The organism is Microcoleus sp. Pol12B3 (assembly GCF_036701355.1).
Lineage (GTDB): Bacteria > Cyanobacteriota > Cyanobacteriia > Cyanobacteriales > Microcoleaceae > Microcoleus.
In genome coordinates, this window is sequence record NZ_JAUBQS010000023.1 from 88,135 (window position 1) to 104,486 (window position 16,352).

Here is a 16,352-nt window from a genome sequence, read left to right on the forward strand (position 1 = left end):
TTGCCCGATAATTCCACGGACTGTAACTAACAGACAATCTACCCCGCGCCACAGCCACAGGTTCAGCCGAACCTTGTTGAGTTGCTGGTTGCTAACTGTCAATTTTACCGATCGGCCGCAGCATCGGCCCATATAATTGTAAAGAATTTGCAAGCCAGACAATCTGGGGGAACTTTTTCTAAATCTTGCATATCTACTGGTTGCTCTGCTTCGCTGCCGGGGGGAACTATGCACAGAGCAACTTGTCCGACTCCAGCCATGAGTTCGGCAACTCGCTCCAAAATGCTGTCCATTTTTTCCATTAGTTGCTCTGCTGCATCCAGACTCGGCGCGATGATGAAAAAGGTTTTGACTCCATCGGGACAAGGGGCAAAGCCGAGGGTACACTCTCGTAATAGTGCTTGGGTGGACAGACTGAAACCGTCGTAGAAGCGATCGATTACTGCTTGATAAAAGGCTTGGGTCAGAGAGCGATCGCCAAAAATAGGTTGAGATAACATAACTACTTCCTTTCGTAGGATTTTTGGGAGCATTGAAAAAATTTTAACATACCTTAATGTAAGCGATTTAACAAAATGATCTAGCGATCGAGATCATTGACTAGATGTGATAATTTTTAATTTGTGTAGCGATCGCAACTGTGATAAAATGTACTCTGTGCTATTACCGTCAGTGCTTTTGATCGCATCAGCAGCTCAAAGCGAAGTACAAAATTTCCTAGTAGGTGAGGAGAGGAGGAGAGGACGAGAGGAAGAGAACCAGAGGGAAATTACCTAAGTAGTAAGAGTATTATTGGCAAAAAGTCATTAATCTAGAGTTAAAAATAAACATCCAATCAAAATATTAAACATGAACTCGATCGCCCAACAGTTAAAAGCAAAATTTGAAAAAGCATTCACCGCTGCATTCGGCGAAAATTATTCAGGTGCAGATCCGATGCTAGCCGCCGCCAGCAATCCCAACTTTGGGGACTTTCAGTGCAACGCGGCGATGAGTTTGGGGAAAAAGTTAGGAAAGCCCCCACGGGCGATCGCCTCAACAATCATCGAAAACCTAGATATTACTGACATCTGCGAAACCCCAGAAATCGCCGGGCCCGGTTTTATCAATTTGAAGCTGAAACCGGCTTATTTGGAAGCGCAAATTAGTGCGTTAGCGAAGCCCTCGAAGAGGATCGCCGGCGACTCGCGTTTGGGGATTGAACCGGCGAAAACGCCTCAGACAATCGCGATCGACTTTTCGAGTCCGAATATAGCCAAAGAAATGCACGTCGGACACTTGCGATCGACAATCATCGGAGATGCGATCGCCCGTACCCTCGAATTTCAAGGCCACGACGTACTCAGAATCAACCACATCGGCGACTGGGGCACCCAATTCGGAATGCTGATCGCATACTTGCGCGAAGTTCACCCCGAAGCCCTCACAACCGCTGACGCCCTAGACTTAGGAGATTTAGTCGCATTTTACCGCCAAGCAAAACAGCGCTTTGACACAGACGAAACCTTTAAAGAAACCGCCCGCCAAGAAGTAGTAAAACTGCAAGCAGGCGCCGAAGACACCCGCCGCGCTTGGAAATTGTTGTGCGATCAATCTCGCCGCGAATTTCAAGTAATATACGACTTGCTCGACATCAAATTAACCGAACGCGGCGAATCGTTTTACAATCCATTATTGCCTGCGGTAGTCGAAGATTTAACCAACTTAGGTTTGCTAGTAGAAAGTGACGGCGCGAAATGCGTTTTTGTAGACGGTTTCACCAACAAAGAAGGCGAACCCCTGCCGCTAATAGTCCAAAAAACCGACGGCGGCTACAACTACGCGACAACAGATTTAGCCGCCGTGCGCTACCGCATCCAAAAAGACAATGCAAAGCGCTTAATTTATGTCACCGATTCGGGACAAGCAAACCACTTTGCCCAAGTATTTGCAGTAGCGAGAAAAGCTGGTTGGATTCCTGAAGATGTCGAAATTGTGCACATTCCCTTCGGTTTGGTATTGGGAGAAGACGGCAAAAAACTCAAAACTCGTTCTGGCGAAACAGTGCGGTTGCAGGATTTGTTAGATGAGGCGATCGTCCGCACGCGCCAAGATTTAGAAGAGAGATTAAAAGCCGAAGAAAGACAAGAAACTGAGGAATTCATTGCTAACGTATCTCGAACAGTTGGTTTGAGTGCCGTTAAGTATGCCGATTTAAGTCAAAATCGCGCCAGCAACTACATTTTCAGTTACGACAAAATGCTCGCCTTGCAAGGAAATACCGCTCCTTATATGCTGTATGCTTATGTGCGCGTGCAGGGAATTCGCCGCAAAGGTGAGATTAATTTTGATAACTTAGATGCTGGTGCGAAAGTGATTTTGCAATCAGATGCCGAATTGGTATTGGCAAAGCATTTATTGCAGTTGAATGAAGTTGTGAATGCTGTAGGCGGCGATTTGTTGCCGAATCGAATTTGTCAGTATTTGTTTGAATTGAGCCAAAAGTTTAATCAATTTTTTGAGCAATGTCCAGTTTTGAAAGCTGAGGAACCGTTGCGGACTTCGCGGTTGATTTTGTGCGATTTGACGGCGAGGACTTTGAAGTTAGGTTTGGAGTTGTTGGGGATTAAGGTGTTGGAGAGGATGTAATATAAAGTTTGTAGCTGTAGGGTGCGTGAGAGCAATCAATAGTTGAATCTAGATGATGAGACTGTTTACACTCACGCACCTCCGCAAGCTTTTCCTCTACTTCTAACAGTTGTGTTGTAATTTTTTTCAGGGAATTGTGACTAAGTTTATTTTAGCGTGTGAAGATGTGCACTCTAGTACAATAACAGTAGCTTAAGGAATTATGGAGAAGAATTTAGAATTATTTTAATACCTTTTTCTACTTTCTGAATTTCTGTCCATTGCGAATCAATCCAGTTTCTTTCAGCCTGACGTTGTGCAGGTGTTTCTTGCTGATATCTATCTTGCTTTTCCAGAAATTTATTGTAAAATCTCAGGGCTTTAAATAAGGCTCGACTTCCTAGTTTTAATCTGTCATCAAAAATTGAGTCAATGAAATTATTTATGGCGCTTGAAACCTGCTTTTTAAATTTTACAACCTCTTCCCAAAAAAGATCGCCTAAACGGTATTTCGATAAATCATCCAGAGCCGAAATAAGTTCAGATCTCAGTGATTTGGTATTTTCAGGCAAGTAAACTGTCGGCTGCTCAAATTTATTTGATATCTCGCTAAAAATTAAATTCATGTGATGATTCCACACATTTTTTGTCGGCTTATCTAAAATTTGGAAATACTGGTTAAGCACTTTTAAGTTAATCGTGCTAAGGTCTTGATAAACCAGATCCAGGCTGCGCTTAATGATTTTATCGATTTCCATACAAACAAGATTCATAACTATGGGAATATCTTTAATAAAATCATCCTTTTCTTTCCAGCCAATTCCTTTTTTGTGTTTTTGGGCTGCATCAATAAACCACTTCTGTTTCACGCGAACATCAAATATTTTATCCCAATAATCTTGAGATTCAGCGAGCGCCGAACTTTGACATTGACGACCTAGTTCATTAATTCTGACATGACAGCCGCTCAGTTCCCCAAGCTGTTGCCATATTTCCTGTTTTGAAGCTTGGATAATCCCAAGTTTACAAGTCCAAACGTCTTCAGCGTGATCGATATCGTTTCGGCATTTTTGCACAACTTTCTCAAGTCTGGTGGCTGATTCCCTCAATTCATCAAACCCAGGCTGGACAGACTTAATTACGGTTGTAGCAGATTCCTTAATTTCTAAGGATTTATCATCATCCGCCGCGACGAGAGCCGAATATTGGGCGATGTTCTGAAATGCTTGCATGAATTCGTTCATTTAAGTAATTCCACTGTAGACTGACAGAGTTAACCATAATCAGATAATATATTATAATGTGTAATATTAATCGCTATTCAGGTAAAAAAATATGGTTTTTGTGTTTCCTCCTCACATACAGGCGGGTATTATCTCCGGCACTTATGAAGTCGTGAAGAATAGTGCAGGAGTATTATTGGGAATAGCTAGAGACAGGGCAACCGGTCACTTTGTAGGTACGGCAATTGGTATGGTTGCCGAGCCGTTGTTAGCTATTCCAGATTTTGTATTAGGTGTAGGGCAAATGGTTCAAACAGATATGGGTTTTAAAGAAACTTACAAAAGACTAGATGTGATTGAGTATGGCTTAAAATCTCTTTCGGCTAATGTGGGCATTCTGTCAGCATCTACTGCCGTCATTGGTGTCGGCGTGGTGGCCATAGCTGCACTGTCAGCCGTTAACCTTCATCAGACTTTGAAAATGAGGGAAGATATTAAGGAATTGAAGCTAACAGTTACACAAGGATTTATTAGTATAGACGCACTGCTGAAAGACCAGAAAGCAGAAGTTATTGCTGAAATTAAACTGTTAGCTGAAAGCATTAATTTTGAGCAACATCGTTTAATCTTAAGTCGAGCTTATCAGAAATTCGATCAAGCACAGAGACTAATTCAAAATGCTTTATTAATGGAAGATAAACATACCAGAAATTCTACCTTAACAAGTGCACAACACATTTTAGCTAATGCTTTAGCTGACTATAATAATCCTGAATTATTCAAAGCCACTTGTGCCGTGGGCTATCTTCGTAGAGTTGAATGTGCTTGGGCAATTGAGCAGACAATTTCATTAACTTATCAATTGCTGAACGAGCCTGCGTCTGTAAGTAATTCCCTTTCCCACCTCCAAGAAAGAATACGCCAAGACATTCTCACCGTTATTGAGCGCTGCACAAAAGATGAAATGGATTTTATATTTCCAGAAATTACACGGATTTACAATCAGGATTTAGCAGTTTTGAACTCTTGGCAAAACCAGGTAGATTGGATGCTAAGTTTATCGGCTGATGAGCGTAAACAATTGGCTAGTTTAAATATGGAAACGACACCAGTTTCAAATATTAATCAAGAAGTTGCTATAGTGGCAGAACCCGAAGAAATTGCGCTCTACGAAAACTTGCAGCAAAAATCCCACTTTAAATCACTACGCGATCAATTGCGATTTTTGATCAAACCTAGCTTGCGTCAACAACATGAATCTTATATCAGTCAGAAAGCAACTACCTCTGGCTATAAAGCTTTAGCCCCCTCAAGTTGGCAAGAAGTCAATGATTTAACTGTTGCTAACCTCTACTGGTATTTTCAAGGAATGGAGTGAATTTCAAAATATGTAGGTTGGGTTAAGGTTCTCGTTACTCAACTCTTCATTTCAAATAAGGCGTTTTGTTAACAACCAAGCTATCCACAATGCCTTTAAACATTGTTACGACAATTTGGCGATCGTTATCTCTCACAAAAATATCGTAATTGGGACTTGAGTTAATTTCAATTAACCAATATGCTCCGTTTTTATCGAGTGCTATGTCAAGCCCCGCATAGTTAATCGCAATTTCAGCAAAAACAGGTTTAACAAAATCTTCAATCTCAGACATGAGAGTGGGGTTAATTATATATTTGGCTTTTGCACCTTCCCAGTGCAGCGGGCTTAAATTACCCGCAAATTTAGCCTGAGATTTGTCTTTATCGTACAGCAAAACTAGCCTTTCTTTGCAGAATACAGCCCGATATTCGTGGACAATTTCGATATATTCTTGAGCTAGCGCCACATAGTCATAATCTTTGCTGTTGACGTTAAATATAATTTCTAGGGCTGCTTTAATTTGCTCTCTACTTTCACACAAAAAAACATTGTTGCCACCAGCACCGCGATTTCTTTTGAGAATCACCGGAAAAGCGAAATTTTTGTTTACTTCTAAAACTATTGATTCAATATCTGGGAAAGTCAAATACTTTTTATACTTATCCTCGCAGTGAGGCGAGACAAAACCGAGAGTTCTGGGAGTATTTATTTTGCCGTTTAATAGTTGATAAGTATATTCTTTGTCTTTAAAAATCTCTGCTACTGACGCGCTGTTAAATGGCGTCATGTAATTGACAAAATAATATTCTTCGCCGCCCTGTTTGAGTCTAATCAAGTTTTGGGAAGGATGCAGGATTTCGTAAGGGATATTTAATTCCTCACAAGCTGCCAGCAGGATTTCAATATTGGTTAGCATAAAATGCAATTTCAAGTGTAAATTTTAACTTTAGTATCCAGCATTACTCAATATCCCGCCACTCGCGACCATCCACAAATCTCGACAAATGCCCCACATTTGTTGTAGCAATAACAACCTCTTCTCCACCGCCACGAAGCAGCAAAGCTTGAGCTGCTAAAATCACATCTCCATCAAGTTCTTTGGGATCTACTGTCGGCATTCCTGCTTGACGCGATGCCGCCCACAACTCGGCCACTTTGAGAATTACTGGCGTTGTTATCGGCAAGTATTCCAGCCAGCGAGATTTGCATTCGTTAAGGCGTTTGATACCTGCCAACTTATTTGCCCGCAATAACTCGCGCCGCACTTCATAATCTGCTATTTCAGGTAAAATCATCCTGTAGCCTTTAAATAGCAAAGATTCTACCCAAAGTTGGCACTCTACAGTCACAGGCGACCCCTTGGGATTTGTTAATATTCCCAGAGGCCCCGAATCCAATAAAACTATCATTTTTGTTGCACAAATAACGGTCGGTTCGACGAAAGCCTGTCTTCGTCTAATACTTTTTGCAAATATTCAAATGTCTCTGTTTGTTCCTCGGCGTCTCCTTCTTCTCGCCACTTTTGTAACCACTCTATTGCTGCTAAATTCCTCTGCATTTGTTCTTCCTTCGTCCTTTGCGGAACTAGGGGCAAGGTATTGCTATTGAAAGGATTTATCCATTGGCTTAACCGCATATCGATCGCTTCCGCAATTACCGCTTTCAATTCTCCAACGGTCAATTCTGATACTCGTTTGGTTTCGAGAATTATCGCTTGCAGTTCTTCAACTGTCAGGTCTGCTACTCGTTTTGTTTCCATTTTGCAACCTCATTTTTTCAAAGTTATCTGAAAAAATTGAGATTCGAGAATCTCTCTCAAACCTCAAATTCAATCAAATTCTATCCAAACAACCGCTGCTGCCCGTTTGCCGCATCTTTCCCGGCATAAATCTCGCGCGTTCCCTTGGGAATGTAAATCCAATCGAATTCTTGCAAGCGGTTTGTCAAATTGGAAATGCTCACTCCCAATTCATCTCTCATTTTGTATAAATGCGACCACTTTGTTAAATCGCGTCCCTGTCTTTTTTCCTCCAAAATACACCGAGGCATCAACAAACAGCTTGCAAAATATTGCGCTTGCCATTCGATCGACAAAACCTTATTATCAGCACTCGCACCCCGACAAACAAACGGTTCCTCGACATCCTGGGCCGTTTTTCCTTCATTCCCTAAGTTTAATTCCAACTGTTCGACAGTGCCGTCTGCTTCGTCTTGATTGACGTGTAGCACCCAGTGGCCGATTTCGTGGGCGATCGTCGATTCGATGAAGCCTGGGGGTTTTTCGAGAATCTGTTCGTTGATTTCGATTAACCGCTGCTGCGGCAAAATCCTCGCCGCGATCGCACCTTCTTCATCCGGCTCAATGCACTCCCAAACTACACCCAAATCCAGAAAATCAGCAACCGTTGTCGCATCAAAAGGCCATCTCGGAGCAAAATTTTGCGTTTTCTGCATCTGCATCAAGATGTCATTTGCCAAACGCTCGATCGTTTCTTTGGGATAGAAGCAATACGGCTTAAAAATACTCACTATGAGGGGCCTCTCTTACGCTTCAAAAGACTGTTTGAGCCAATCTGGATTTTCTTGCATCCGGCGGAAAAGAGCCTGCATTTCCTTCGGATTCTGCTTCAGCAGCGCTTCGTACTGCTGTGGCAGCCTCCCCGCCAAGAAAATCAATTCCTCTTCGTTTATGTCTAGATTTCGCGCTAATGCTCGGATTACCTCCTCTTTTGGCGCATAATCCGCTCGATCGTTCTCCAACTTCGACAAATAAGTAAAGTCCACACTTAGCATAGCTGCTAGCTCACGTTGTGAGTAAGCTTTGTCCTTGCGAGCTTGACGGATCAGTCTTCCAAATGTTTGTTCCACGGTTTTTTGCCTCCTGACAAGCATTCTAGCCTGTTTTGATGAAAAGTTCAACAAAATACTTGACGGGAAAATCAACCCGCGCTACCATGAGATTAGTTGACGGTTTAATCAACGATTTAACCCTGACTGGTAGGGTTAAGGGTGCCAATTAGCCTAGCTCACACGCTACATATAGCGTCGTCAACTTCAGAGGAGTGAGAAGCGCTGGGCGTCAAAACGCTTGTACGCAGCAAATAAGGAGGAGCAGATCGCAAATGCTGAGAACCTGGACAGACACGCATTACAAGCTCGAAGACGATGACTGGCTATACATCGCCACCCACGAAGAACAAAGCTCAGCCTCACTTGTTTGTCCCGGCTACGCGCGGGATGGCGAAGGCTTCAGCATCCACTTCACCCCAGCGCACTTAGAAACGTTAGAGCATTTGCTCGCCGCGCTGCGGATTATCAAAGCTCAACAAGAGGCGATGCTTGAGTATACCTATCCCGAACCAAAAGCGACAACACATCTCATTAGGTAATCGAAGTTCGGCCACGAGCAATGTACGAGATTTAACGGATTACCAATTACCAATTCCCCGTAAAGCAATAAATAACTAAGGAAAAACGAACAATGACTACTAAAACACAAGAAAGACCTACATTTTCAGTATTTGGTGCCAAACCGAGCAATGCTTTGCTAGTACCAGAAATCCCAATTGCAGTGCGTAACAATTGCCAAAGTGGCCAGTGGGCGATCGGCGATACAGACTACGGTTCCAAGTGTTCCATGACAATCCTCAAATTCTCCAAATTCTTCGGTTCCCTCGGTCAAACTTCCCACACATTGTGGGGTCAACTGTGGTTTGTCGCAGAAAGTGGCGAATTGCCGCAAGGAGTTGTCATGGTGACATACATCAAAAACCGCAGCTTGAACGATTTTAACCGTTTGGTAGCATCAGTTCAATCTCGCGGCGTAGAACCTGCAACCGGGATTTTTATTCCCGAATTCGTCAAGCATTCCGGTCAGAAACCCGACGACAGCGGAGTAGTAAAACCGATCAACTACTACAGCTTGAAATGGTCTTGGATGGAGCGTAAAGACTGGGGAGTAATCGACCAAGCCGCAGCAGTTTTGTCAGATTCTAGCAATCAATCGCGGATGATTGACTTAGAAGGAACAAAAGCTATGGTGTGTTTAGATAACCTGCCGGCGCAGCAAGTTGCCTGCTTGATGGCTGCTCACGCTAGCGGTGAAAGCGATGCTATGGCTTTGAATTCCAACGGCAGTATGTCGCTACCGCCAGCCGAAGAGCAATTAACTGCTGACTTGTTCTAATTTTGTTGTAAAGGCGCGATTTAATCGCGCCTTTACCATAACTGTTACAACAGAGTGAAATGAAGAAATTAACCAAGCTGAAAACCAAACCAAACCTGCAAGAAAGCCGTTTGAAAGAGAATATTGAGATCCTAGACCAAATTCGGGCAGACGCAGTTAACGACATCGAAAGTCTCACCGAAGACTTCCAACACATGACTTTAGTTGCCGAATCTGTCCAGCGGAATTACCGAGCTTTGTTAGCGGAAAATCAATTGCTAAAAGGCACACTTTTAAGTATAATTGATGAGTGCGGCTGCGGGCCAGGAAATCGGTGCGATCGCTGCTGGAAAATTCTCAAAACTCTAGGTATTGCCAATCCAGAAGAAAAACCCGACGCAGCCAGAAAGTACCGTTCCATTCTCAGCCAACTCCGCAACTTAGAATAACTGAAAACGTTTCAGTCACAAGTGTCAAAAAGTTATAATCAGGAGGAGCAAAAATTATGACAATAGCAACTGTCAAGGATAGCAAAGCCCAAATTTTGCAAAACTTTCAGCAGATTTTAGCAGACAAAAAAAAGATCGAATCTAAAGTAGAAACCAAAGAACAGTCAGCCGAAAAAGCCAAAAACAAACAAGTCCTAGAACTCGCCTCCACCTACACAATTGACAGCATCGTCAAAGGCTTGGCAGACTTGCAATTAGATTTCGGCAGCATCACCAGCGGACTTTCCGAAAAACTGAAGGCGGAATCTTCAAAATTAGACGAATTAAAACGCGCGATCGAAATTGAAGCCGCACAATTGCAAGAGTTGCAGCAAATCAGAGTTGTAGCAGACGCCCTCCACATTTTAACTCAAGAACACCGAGAAAAATTGACCCTGCTCGAACAAAACAGCGCCAACCAGCGCGAAATAATCGAAAAAGACACCACCCAAAAACGCAAGGTTTGGGAAAAAGAACAGCAAGAATTTGATGCAGCAGTTCAAGAAAAGGCTGCACTCATAACTAAAGAACGTCAGGAAGAAACCGCCGATTACCAATACGAATTACAGCGCAGCCGCCAAATCGAAACCGACGAATACGAAGAAAAGAAGCGCAAACTAGAACGAGATTTGCAGCAATCTACTCGCGAAAAAGAGAAAAATTGGACACAGCGCGAAAAAGTCCTCAGCGACAATCAAGCGGAGTTTGAAGAGAATCAAAGAAAAGCCGCCGGATTTGAAGAAGAACTCAAAGAGGCTTATGTCAAAGCCAAAGAAGAAGCAATCCAAGAAGTTTCCCGCGAAGCTAAAGTTAAGGCAGATTTAGTGGAGAAAGAATGGGAAGGAAGCAAGCTGGGATATGAATTGAAAGTCCAATCTCTACAGCAGACTATTGAGCGACAAACCGAACAAATAGCCGAAATTTCCGCGCAACTGCAAGCCACAATGAAGCAAGCGCAAGATTTGGCAATGAAAGCTTTTGCCAGCAAAGCTTAAAACCCAGTAAGGTGTGCAATCCGCACCTTACGGAAAAATGACAGAAATTTTCGCAAGTATTAAGGAATGAAAAGTCATGAACAAAAAAGTTAGCGACAAAAGCACCAAGGCTGAAATTTTAGAAGCCTACAAGGAAGCAGCGCAAGAAAAAGCGCAGTTAGAATCGCAAATCCAACAGCTAAACGCTTCCCAAAAGCAAACACCAGCCCCAGAAAAACCTATTGTGGAGGCCCAAAAACCAATGGCTTTAACTCAAAATCCACAAAAAATGCAGTCTACAATCGACAATTTGATTTTGCTGCAATTTGGCTTTGGTGGCGCTGTCAGTGAGTTGTCGGAGAAATTAACTTCGGAAGCTGCTAAACTCGAAGAATTGCGCCGCACTGTGGGCGATGAAATTCAACAACTGCAAGAGTTACACAGTTTAGAAGATGTTGCAGAAGATACGCTGGACAATTTAATTCAACAGTACGAAGAAAGCGCCAAAACTTTTGCTGGCGAACTTAGCGAACAGCGCGAAACGGTTGAACAGGAATTGTTGGAACGTCGGCAAGCTTGGGAAAAAGAGCAGGAACTCCAAAAGTTGGCCGTTAAAGAACGTAATGAGAATCACCAAAAAGCTCGCGACCGAGATGAAGAGTTGTATGATTATGATTTGAATCTTCAGCGAAATCTGGACATCGAAGAATACGAACAGCGCCAGAAAACGCTGTATCAAGAAATCGAAGAGTTTCAGCAAGAACAGGAGAAACAGTGGGCGGAACGCGAAAAATCTATTTCGGAACGAGAAAAGCTGTATGCTGAGCTAAAAGCGAAGGTAGAAGCTTTCCCGAAAGAACTGGAAGCTAATATCAAGAACGGGAAAGATAACGGTCGCAATATTGGCAATTATCAAGCTAAAGTTAAGGCTGATTTGTCTGCTAAAGATATCGAAGGGCAGAAGCAAAATTATGAACTGCAAATTCAAGGGATGTTGCAGACCATTCAAAATCAAGATGCGCGCCTTGCTAGCTTGTCGAAACAACTGGATTCTGCTTTGAAACAGGTTCAAGATTTGGCGGTGAAGGCGATTGAGGGAGCATCGAATTTGAGTTCTTTGCAAGCAGTCAGGGAAATTGCGATCGAACAAGCGAAGACTCAACAGAAAAATAAGTAGATCGGACTCGGCGGTTGAAAGAGACTGTGGGCGAATTTAAAAATGGTTTTACCCTTCACCCGTAAAAATAGTGGCTCTGGACTGAAAATTTAATTAACCATATAGCTATTAAGTAGTCAGAGCGAAACCCAATGCTGTATTCCAGATGTGAGGGGTAACACGCTTGGCGAATTCGCCCACAGTCTCTTTCAATCGCCGAATCCCTCGCCCGCCGTTAATCAAGGTTAATATAGGATTTGAGGGCGATCGATACTACAATGCCATTAAACGCCGCATCGCTTCTGTCTGAAATGCTACACGAGTTGGAAATAATGACAGATCCGTGGCAAGATTAAGGGAATGTTAAGTTATGCGACGCTTTCGCAAACAAGATTTCCCGCTGAAACTGTCCCCCTAACCCACCTTCCCCATTAGGAACCCACCCATCTATGATTCCCAACCATTCCTTCGCGGCTGACGAGCATTCTAGCAAACCCGACAAGCCCGAGGAAGCTTGTGGCGTTTTCGGTATCTACGCACCGGGTGAAGATGTCGCCAAGTTGACCTACTTCGGTTTGTATGCCTTGCAGCACCGGGGTCAGGAATCAGCAGGAATTGCTACCTTTGACGGTGAAAAAGTCCACCTGCACAAAGATATGGGACTGGTTTCCCAAGTCTTCAACGAATCGAGTTTAGGTCACTTGCCCGGTAACTTAGCTGTAGGGCACACTCGCTACTCTACTACCGGCTCGTCGCGCGTGGTCAACGCTCAGCCTGTGGTTGTCGAAACTCGTTTGGGAAGTCTTGCCCTAGCACACAACGGTAATCTTGTCAATACCAAAGAATTGCGGGAAGAATTGTTGTCTCGCAAGTGCGAATTTGTCAGCACGACGGATTCAGAGGCGATCGCAGTGGCGATCGGTTCCGAGGTAGACAAAGGTAAAGACTGGCTGGAAGCAGCGATCAGCGCCTTTGCTATGTGCCAAGGAGCCTTTAGTTTGACCATCGCCACCCCCAAAGGCGTGATGGGAGTCCGCGACCCCCACGGTGTCCGCCCGTTGGTAATTGGCATCCTTCCCACAACTCCGGTACGGTACGTTTTAGCATCGGAAACTTGTGGCTTGGATATTATCGGTGCTGAATTTTTGCGGGACGTAGAACCGGGAGAATTAGTTTGGATTACAGAGGAAGGTATGGCTTCCTTCCACTGGAGTCAGCAACAAAAGCGCAAACTTTGCATCTTTGAAATGATCTATTTTGCTCGACCGGACAGCCAGATGGAAGGTGAAAGTTTGTACAGCTACCGCCTGCGGATCGGGCGTTTGTTAGCAGCAGAATCTCCGGCTGATGCGGATATAGTCATCGGCGTTCCCGATTCTGGAATCCCGGCGGCGATCGGCTTTTCTCAAGCTTCCGGCATTCCTTACGCCGAAGGATTGATTAAAAACCGTTACGTCGGGCGCACTTTTATTCAACCGACTCAGACAATGCGGGAGTCAGGAATCCGCATGAAACTCAACCCTCTTAAAGATGTGTTGGAAGGAAAGCGGGTAATCATTATCGATGATTCGATCGTGCGCGGCACAACCAGCCGCAAAATCGTCAAAGCATTGCGGGATGCGGGTGCAACCGCCGTTCACATGAGAATTTCCTCACCGCCAGTGACTCATCCTTGTTTCTACGGGATAGACACCGACAATCAAGATCAGTTGATTGCTGCTACTAAATCAGTTGCAGAAATCGGTGCCCAAATTGGGGTTGATTCTTTGGCTTTCTTGAGTTGGGATGGAATGCTGAGGGCGACTAACGAAGACCCGATGAGTTTTTGTTCGGCGTGTTTCACCGGTGATTATCCGATCGACGTTCCAGAAGTGGTAAAACGGTCTAAGCTCATATTAGAAAAAGCTGGAACCTAGAAAATCAAAAATTGGGAAAGCGATCGCCCGTAACTTTCGGCAATTTATGGATTTTCCAGTTTTTCTGGTAAGTCATTGCCAGAATGTGTGTAGAAATGTTACATTAACTTAGTTTTAGCAATTCTTGCAGAATTTGTGAACTGTAGTGAACAGTCGGTTGGGTAGAAGTTGCGTGAAACCCAAAACTATGATTGGAGATTGGAGATTGGAGATTGGAGATTTGTCCTTAAATCTAAAATCGCCAATCTAAAATCGATGGGCTTTTCCCTACACACTCGTTCACAATTTTTGCTCGAAACGCTGTATGCTACCTGCAGCCTGGAGGTAGTTCCTCCAGATGTCCACTCTCAGATTGAAGTCGCATTTCGCACCTACAACGGGCACATGAGATTTTTTCAGATAACAGGGTCGATCGCACTAATTTTTCCCATACAACTATTCCACAAGCCAACTTGCTTGAGAATCGCGGACGGGCTATTCATGCGAACTAAAGAACTTTAGAAACCCTTGCAGATTAAAAATATGGCTCCTTGCAGGTTGAATGTTACCTCACCTGCACAGGGATACAAGCCCCCGACTCATGTCGGGTAGAGCCAAAAAATTTAGATCTTAGTTAAGTTCCCCAATTAATCTGTGGAGTGAATCTAAAATCTAAAATCTAAAATCTAAAATCGATTGACTGTTAAAAGAAGGCGGAATGCGGTTTCTCAAGTCAGCTTAAATCAGAAACTTCGTGCAATCAAATACTGTTCTCAATCCAGCGAGCAATCAAGGCTCATCCTCTCGTACAACAGAGTTACCTTTTACTCTTCAAGATATCAAGGCAGCCATTCCAGCCCACTGTTTTGAGCCCTCGGCATGGAAATCTCTGGCTTATTTCTTTTTAGATATTGGCATCATCGCAGGTTTGTATGCGATCGCCTACACCGTCGATTCCTGGCTCTTTTACCCAATCTTTTGGTTGATGCAAGGAACCATGTTTTGGGCATTGTTTGTAGTGGGCCACGACTGCGGACACGGTTCATTTTCTAAGAGCAAATGGCTCAACAACCTGATCGGACACCTTTCGCACGCTCCAATTCTCGTGCCCTTCCACGGTTGGCGGATTAGTCACAGAACCCACCACGCAAATACAGGCAGCTTAGATAACGATGAAAGCTGGTATCCGGTATCGGAGAGCAAATACAATCAAATGCCTTGGTACGAAAAGCTGGGACGCTTTTATTTGATGTTATTTGCCTACCCAATTTATTTATTTCGCCGATCGCCCGATCGAACTGGTTCTCACTTCATGCCCGGTAGCCCGCTTTTCCGTCCGTCGGAAAAATGGGATGTGTTGACGAGTTCCGCATCCTTGGTACTGATGGTAGGCTTTTTAGGCGCGCTAACTTATCAGTTTGGTTGGCTGTTTTTACTTAAGTTCTACTTGGTTCCCTATGTAGTGTTCGTGATCTGGCTGGATTTGGTAACATTCCTCCACCACACAGAAGCCGATATTCCTTGGTATCGCGGTAATGATTGGTATTTCTTGAAAGGTGCATTGTCTACGATCGATCGCGACTACGGAATCATCAATTCCATCCATCACGATATCGGCACCCACGTAGCCCACCACATTTTCTCGACAATGCCGCATTATCACTTGAAGGAAGCAACAGAAGCAATTAAACCAGTGTTGGGCGATTATTATCGCAAGTCAACCGAGCCAATTTGGAAGAGTTTTATTCGCTCTTACTGGGATTGTCATTTTGTCTCGGACACAGGTTCTGGAGTTTACTACGAATCACCTAACAGTCGGAGATCGGCTGAAGTTAAGTAGTTTAAATAAACAATAGAATGCGTAAAAACTCGGCTTTTTAAAGAAACCGAGTTTTTCATTTTTGGGCGTGTTTGATAAAATGATCCACATTTAACCTGCATATTTTGAGCAGGCTTTCTGACCACCTCACAAGAACTTTAAGAACTTCAAAATGCCAACTAAATATTTTTTAGCTGATGCTGGAGACTGACATAAACACAATAGATTTGCATTGCTTTTCCAAGATCTCAATTCCTTCAATTATCTGCGTTTCTCTGTGTTAATCTGCCTTACATCTGCGGTTTCTCGCCCGAAGACTTATAGTCATTTCAAATAAGTATGAGACTTTTAAAAAATGAGGTAAAATGAAAAAAAATCGTTAACCAGTTAGGGAAAATGTCTTACAGCATAGATTTGAGAAAAAGAGTAGTGGACTATGTAGAAAATGGCGGTCGTATCGCCCAAGCTGCTGTCCTATTTAAGGTAGGAAGAGCAACGATATATCGGTGGCTCGGTCGGTCAGACCTTCAAGCTACAAAGGTAAAAAGACGTAAGAGAAAACTAGATTGGCAGGCATTGGAAAAGGATGTTAAAGAGAATCCAGATGCCAGATTAATCGACAGAGCCAATAAGTTTGGAACCAGACCCAGTGCCATATCTTATGC

The 16,352-nt window shown here is 43.6% G+C and carries 17 protein-coding genes; 10 read left to right on the forward strand and 7 right to left on the reverse strand.

Annotation, left to right across the window (positions count from 1 at the left end; genetic code table 11):
• Positions 1-104: 104 nt before the first annotated feature.
• On the reverse strand, positions 105-500 hold the full coding sequence (locus tag QUA53_RS13975) for a hypothetical protein (RefSeq protein WP_333097804.1): 396 nt from the start codon (positions 498-500) through the stop codon (positions 105-107).
• 349 nt (positions 501-849) lie between these two features.
• Between QUA53_RS13975 and argS the strand changes: the two genes are divergently transcribed.
• Complete coding sequence (argS, locus tag QUA53_RS13980; protein WP_333097805.1) at positions 850-2,628, forward strand: arginine--tRNA ligase; 1,779 nt, start codon at positions 850-852, stop codon at positions 2,626-2,628.
• Between the two features lie 200 nt (positions 2,629-2,828).
• Here the strand turns inward: argS and QUA53_RS13985 are convergent, their stop codons facing one another.
• Complete coding sequence (locus QUA53_RS13985; RefSeq protein ID WP_333097807.1) at positions 2,829-3,851, reverse strand: hypothetical protein; 1,023 nt, start codon at positions 3,849-3,851, stop codon at positions 2,829-2,831.
• A gap of 91 nt (positions 3,852-3,942) precedes the next feature.
• Here QUA53_RS13985 and QUA53_RS13990 point away from each other — a divergent pair, with 91 nt between their 5' ends.
• Entirely contained in the window at positions 3,943-5,208 is a 1,266-nt protein-coding gene (locus QUA53_RS13990; RefSeq protein WP_333097809.1) for a hypothetical protein, read from the forward strand.
• A gap of 46 nt (positions 5,209-5,254) precedes the next feature.
• Here the strand turns inward: QUA53_RS13990 and QUA53_RS13995 are convergent, their stop codons facing one another.
• The 5 genes from QUA53_RS13995 to QUA53_RS14015 all read right to left on the reverse strand — a co-directional run bounded on the left by QUA53_RS13995 (position 5,255) and on the right by QUA53_RS14015 (position 8,058).
• The gene (locus tag QUA53_RS13995; protein WP_333097811.1) at positions 5,255-6,106 is read right to left on the reverse strand and encodes a YheC/YheD family protein; all 852 of its coding nucleotides are present in this window, start codon (positions 6,104-6,106) and stop codon (positions 5,255-5,257) included.
• Positions 6,107-6,149: 43 nt separating this feature from the next.
• Positions 6,150-6,599 carry a nucleic acid-binding protein gene (locus tag QUA53_RS14000; protein WP_333097813.1) on the reverse strand — a complete coding sequence of 150 codons (450 nt, stop codon included), beginning with the start codon at positions 6,597-6,599 and terminating at the stop codon, positions 6,150-6,152.
• Entirely contained in the window at positions 6,596-6,949 is a 354-nt protein-coding gene (locus QUA53_RS14005; protein WP_333097815.1) for a hypothetical protein, read from the reverse strand. The genes QUA53_RS14000 and QUA53_RS14005 overlap by 4 nt, the downstream gene beginning before the upstream one ends.
• Before the next feature lie 80 nt (positions 6,950-7,029).
• Entirely contained in the window at positions 7,030-7,719 is a 690-nt protein-coding gene (locus tag QUA53_RS14010; RefSeq protein WP_333036198.1) for an ImmA/IrrE family metallo-endopeptidase, read from the reverse strand.
• A gap of 15 nt (positions 7,720-7,734) precedes the next feature.
• Positions 7,735-8,058: a helix-turn-helix domain-containing protein gene (locus QUA53_RS14015; protein ID WP_006634885.1), complete on the reverse strand. Its 324-nt coding sequence runs from the start codon at positions 8,056-8,058 to the stop codon at positions 7,735-7,737.
• A 254-nt stretch (positions 8,059-8,312) separates the two neighbouring features.
• Here QUA53_RS14015 and QUA53_RS14020 point away from each other — a divergent pair, with 254 nt between their 5' ends.
• The 8 genes from QUA53_RS14020 to QUA53_RS14055 all read left to right on the forward strand — a co-directional run.
• The gene (locus QUA53_RS14020) at positions 8,313-8,579 is read left to right on the forward strand and encodes a hypothetical protein (RefSeq protein WP_006634886.1); all 267 of its coding nucleotides are present in this window, start codon (positions 8,313-8,315) and stop codon (positions 8,577-8,579) included.
• A 92-nt stretch (positions 8,580-8,671) separates the two neighbouring features.
• Entirely contained in the window at positions 8,672-9,376 is a 705-nt protein-coding gene (locus QUA53_RS14025; RefSeq protein WP_333097817.1) for a hypothetical protein, read from the forward strand.
• 59 nt (positions 9,377-9,435) lie between these two features.
• Positions 9,436-9,804, forward strand: a complete 369-nt coding sequence (locus QUA53_RS14030; protein ID WP_333097819.1) for a hypothetical protein — start codon at positions 9,436-9,438, stop codon at positions 9,802-9,804.
• A gap of 56 nt (positions 9,805-9,860) precedes the next feature.
• A complete protein-coding gene (locus QUA53_RS14035) occupies positions 9,861-10,838 on the forward strand; it encodes a hypothetical protein (protein WP_333097821.1) in 978 nt (325 codons plus the stop codon).
• A 76-nt stretch (positions 10,839-10,914) separates the two neighbouring features.
• A complete protein-coding gene (locus QUA53_RS14040; RefSeq protein WP_333097822.1) occupies positions 10,915-11,994 on the forward strand; it encodes a hypothetical protein in 1,080 nt (359 codons plus the stop codon).
• A 428-nt stretch (positions 11,995-12,422) separates the two neighbouring features.
• Positions 12,423-13,889: an amidophosphoribosyltransferase gene (gene purF, locus QUA53_RS14045; RefSeq protein WP_333097823.1), complete on the forward strand. Its 1,467-nt coding sequence runs from the start codon at positions 12,423-12,425 to the stop codon at positions 13,887-13,889.
• 733 nt (positions 13,890-14,622) lie between these two features.
• Positions 14,623-15,708 (forward strand): DUF3474 domain-containing protein, encoded by a 1,086-nt coding sequence (locus QUA53_RS14050; protein WP_333097824.1) that lies wholly within the window; start codon positions 14,623-14,625, stop codon positions 15,706-15,708.
• A 375-nt stretch (positions 15,709-16,083) separates the two neighbouring features.
• A partial coding sequence (locus QUA53_RS14055) for an IS630 transposase-related protein (protein WP_333221929.1) occupies positions 16,084-16,352 on the forward strand: 269 nt, incomplete at its 3' end.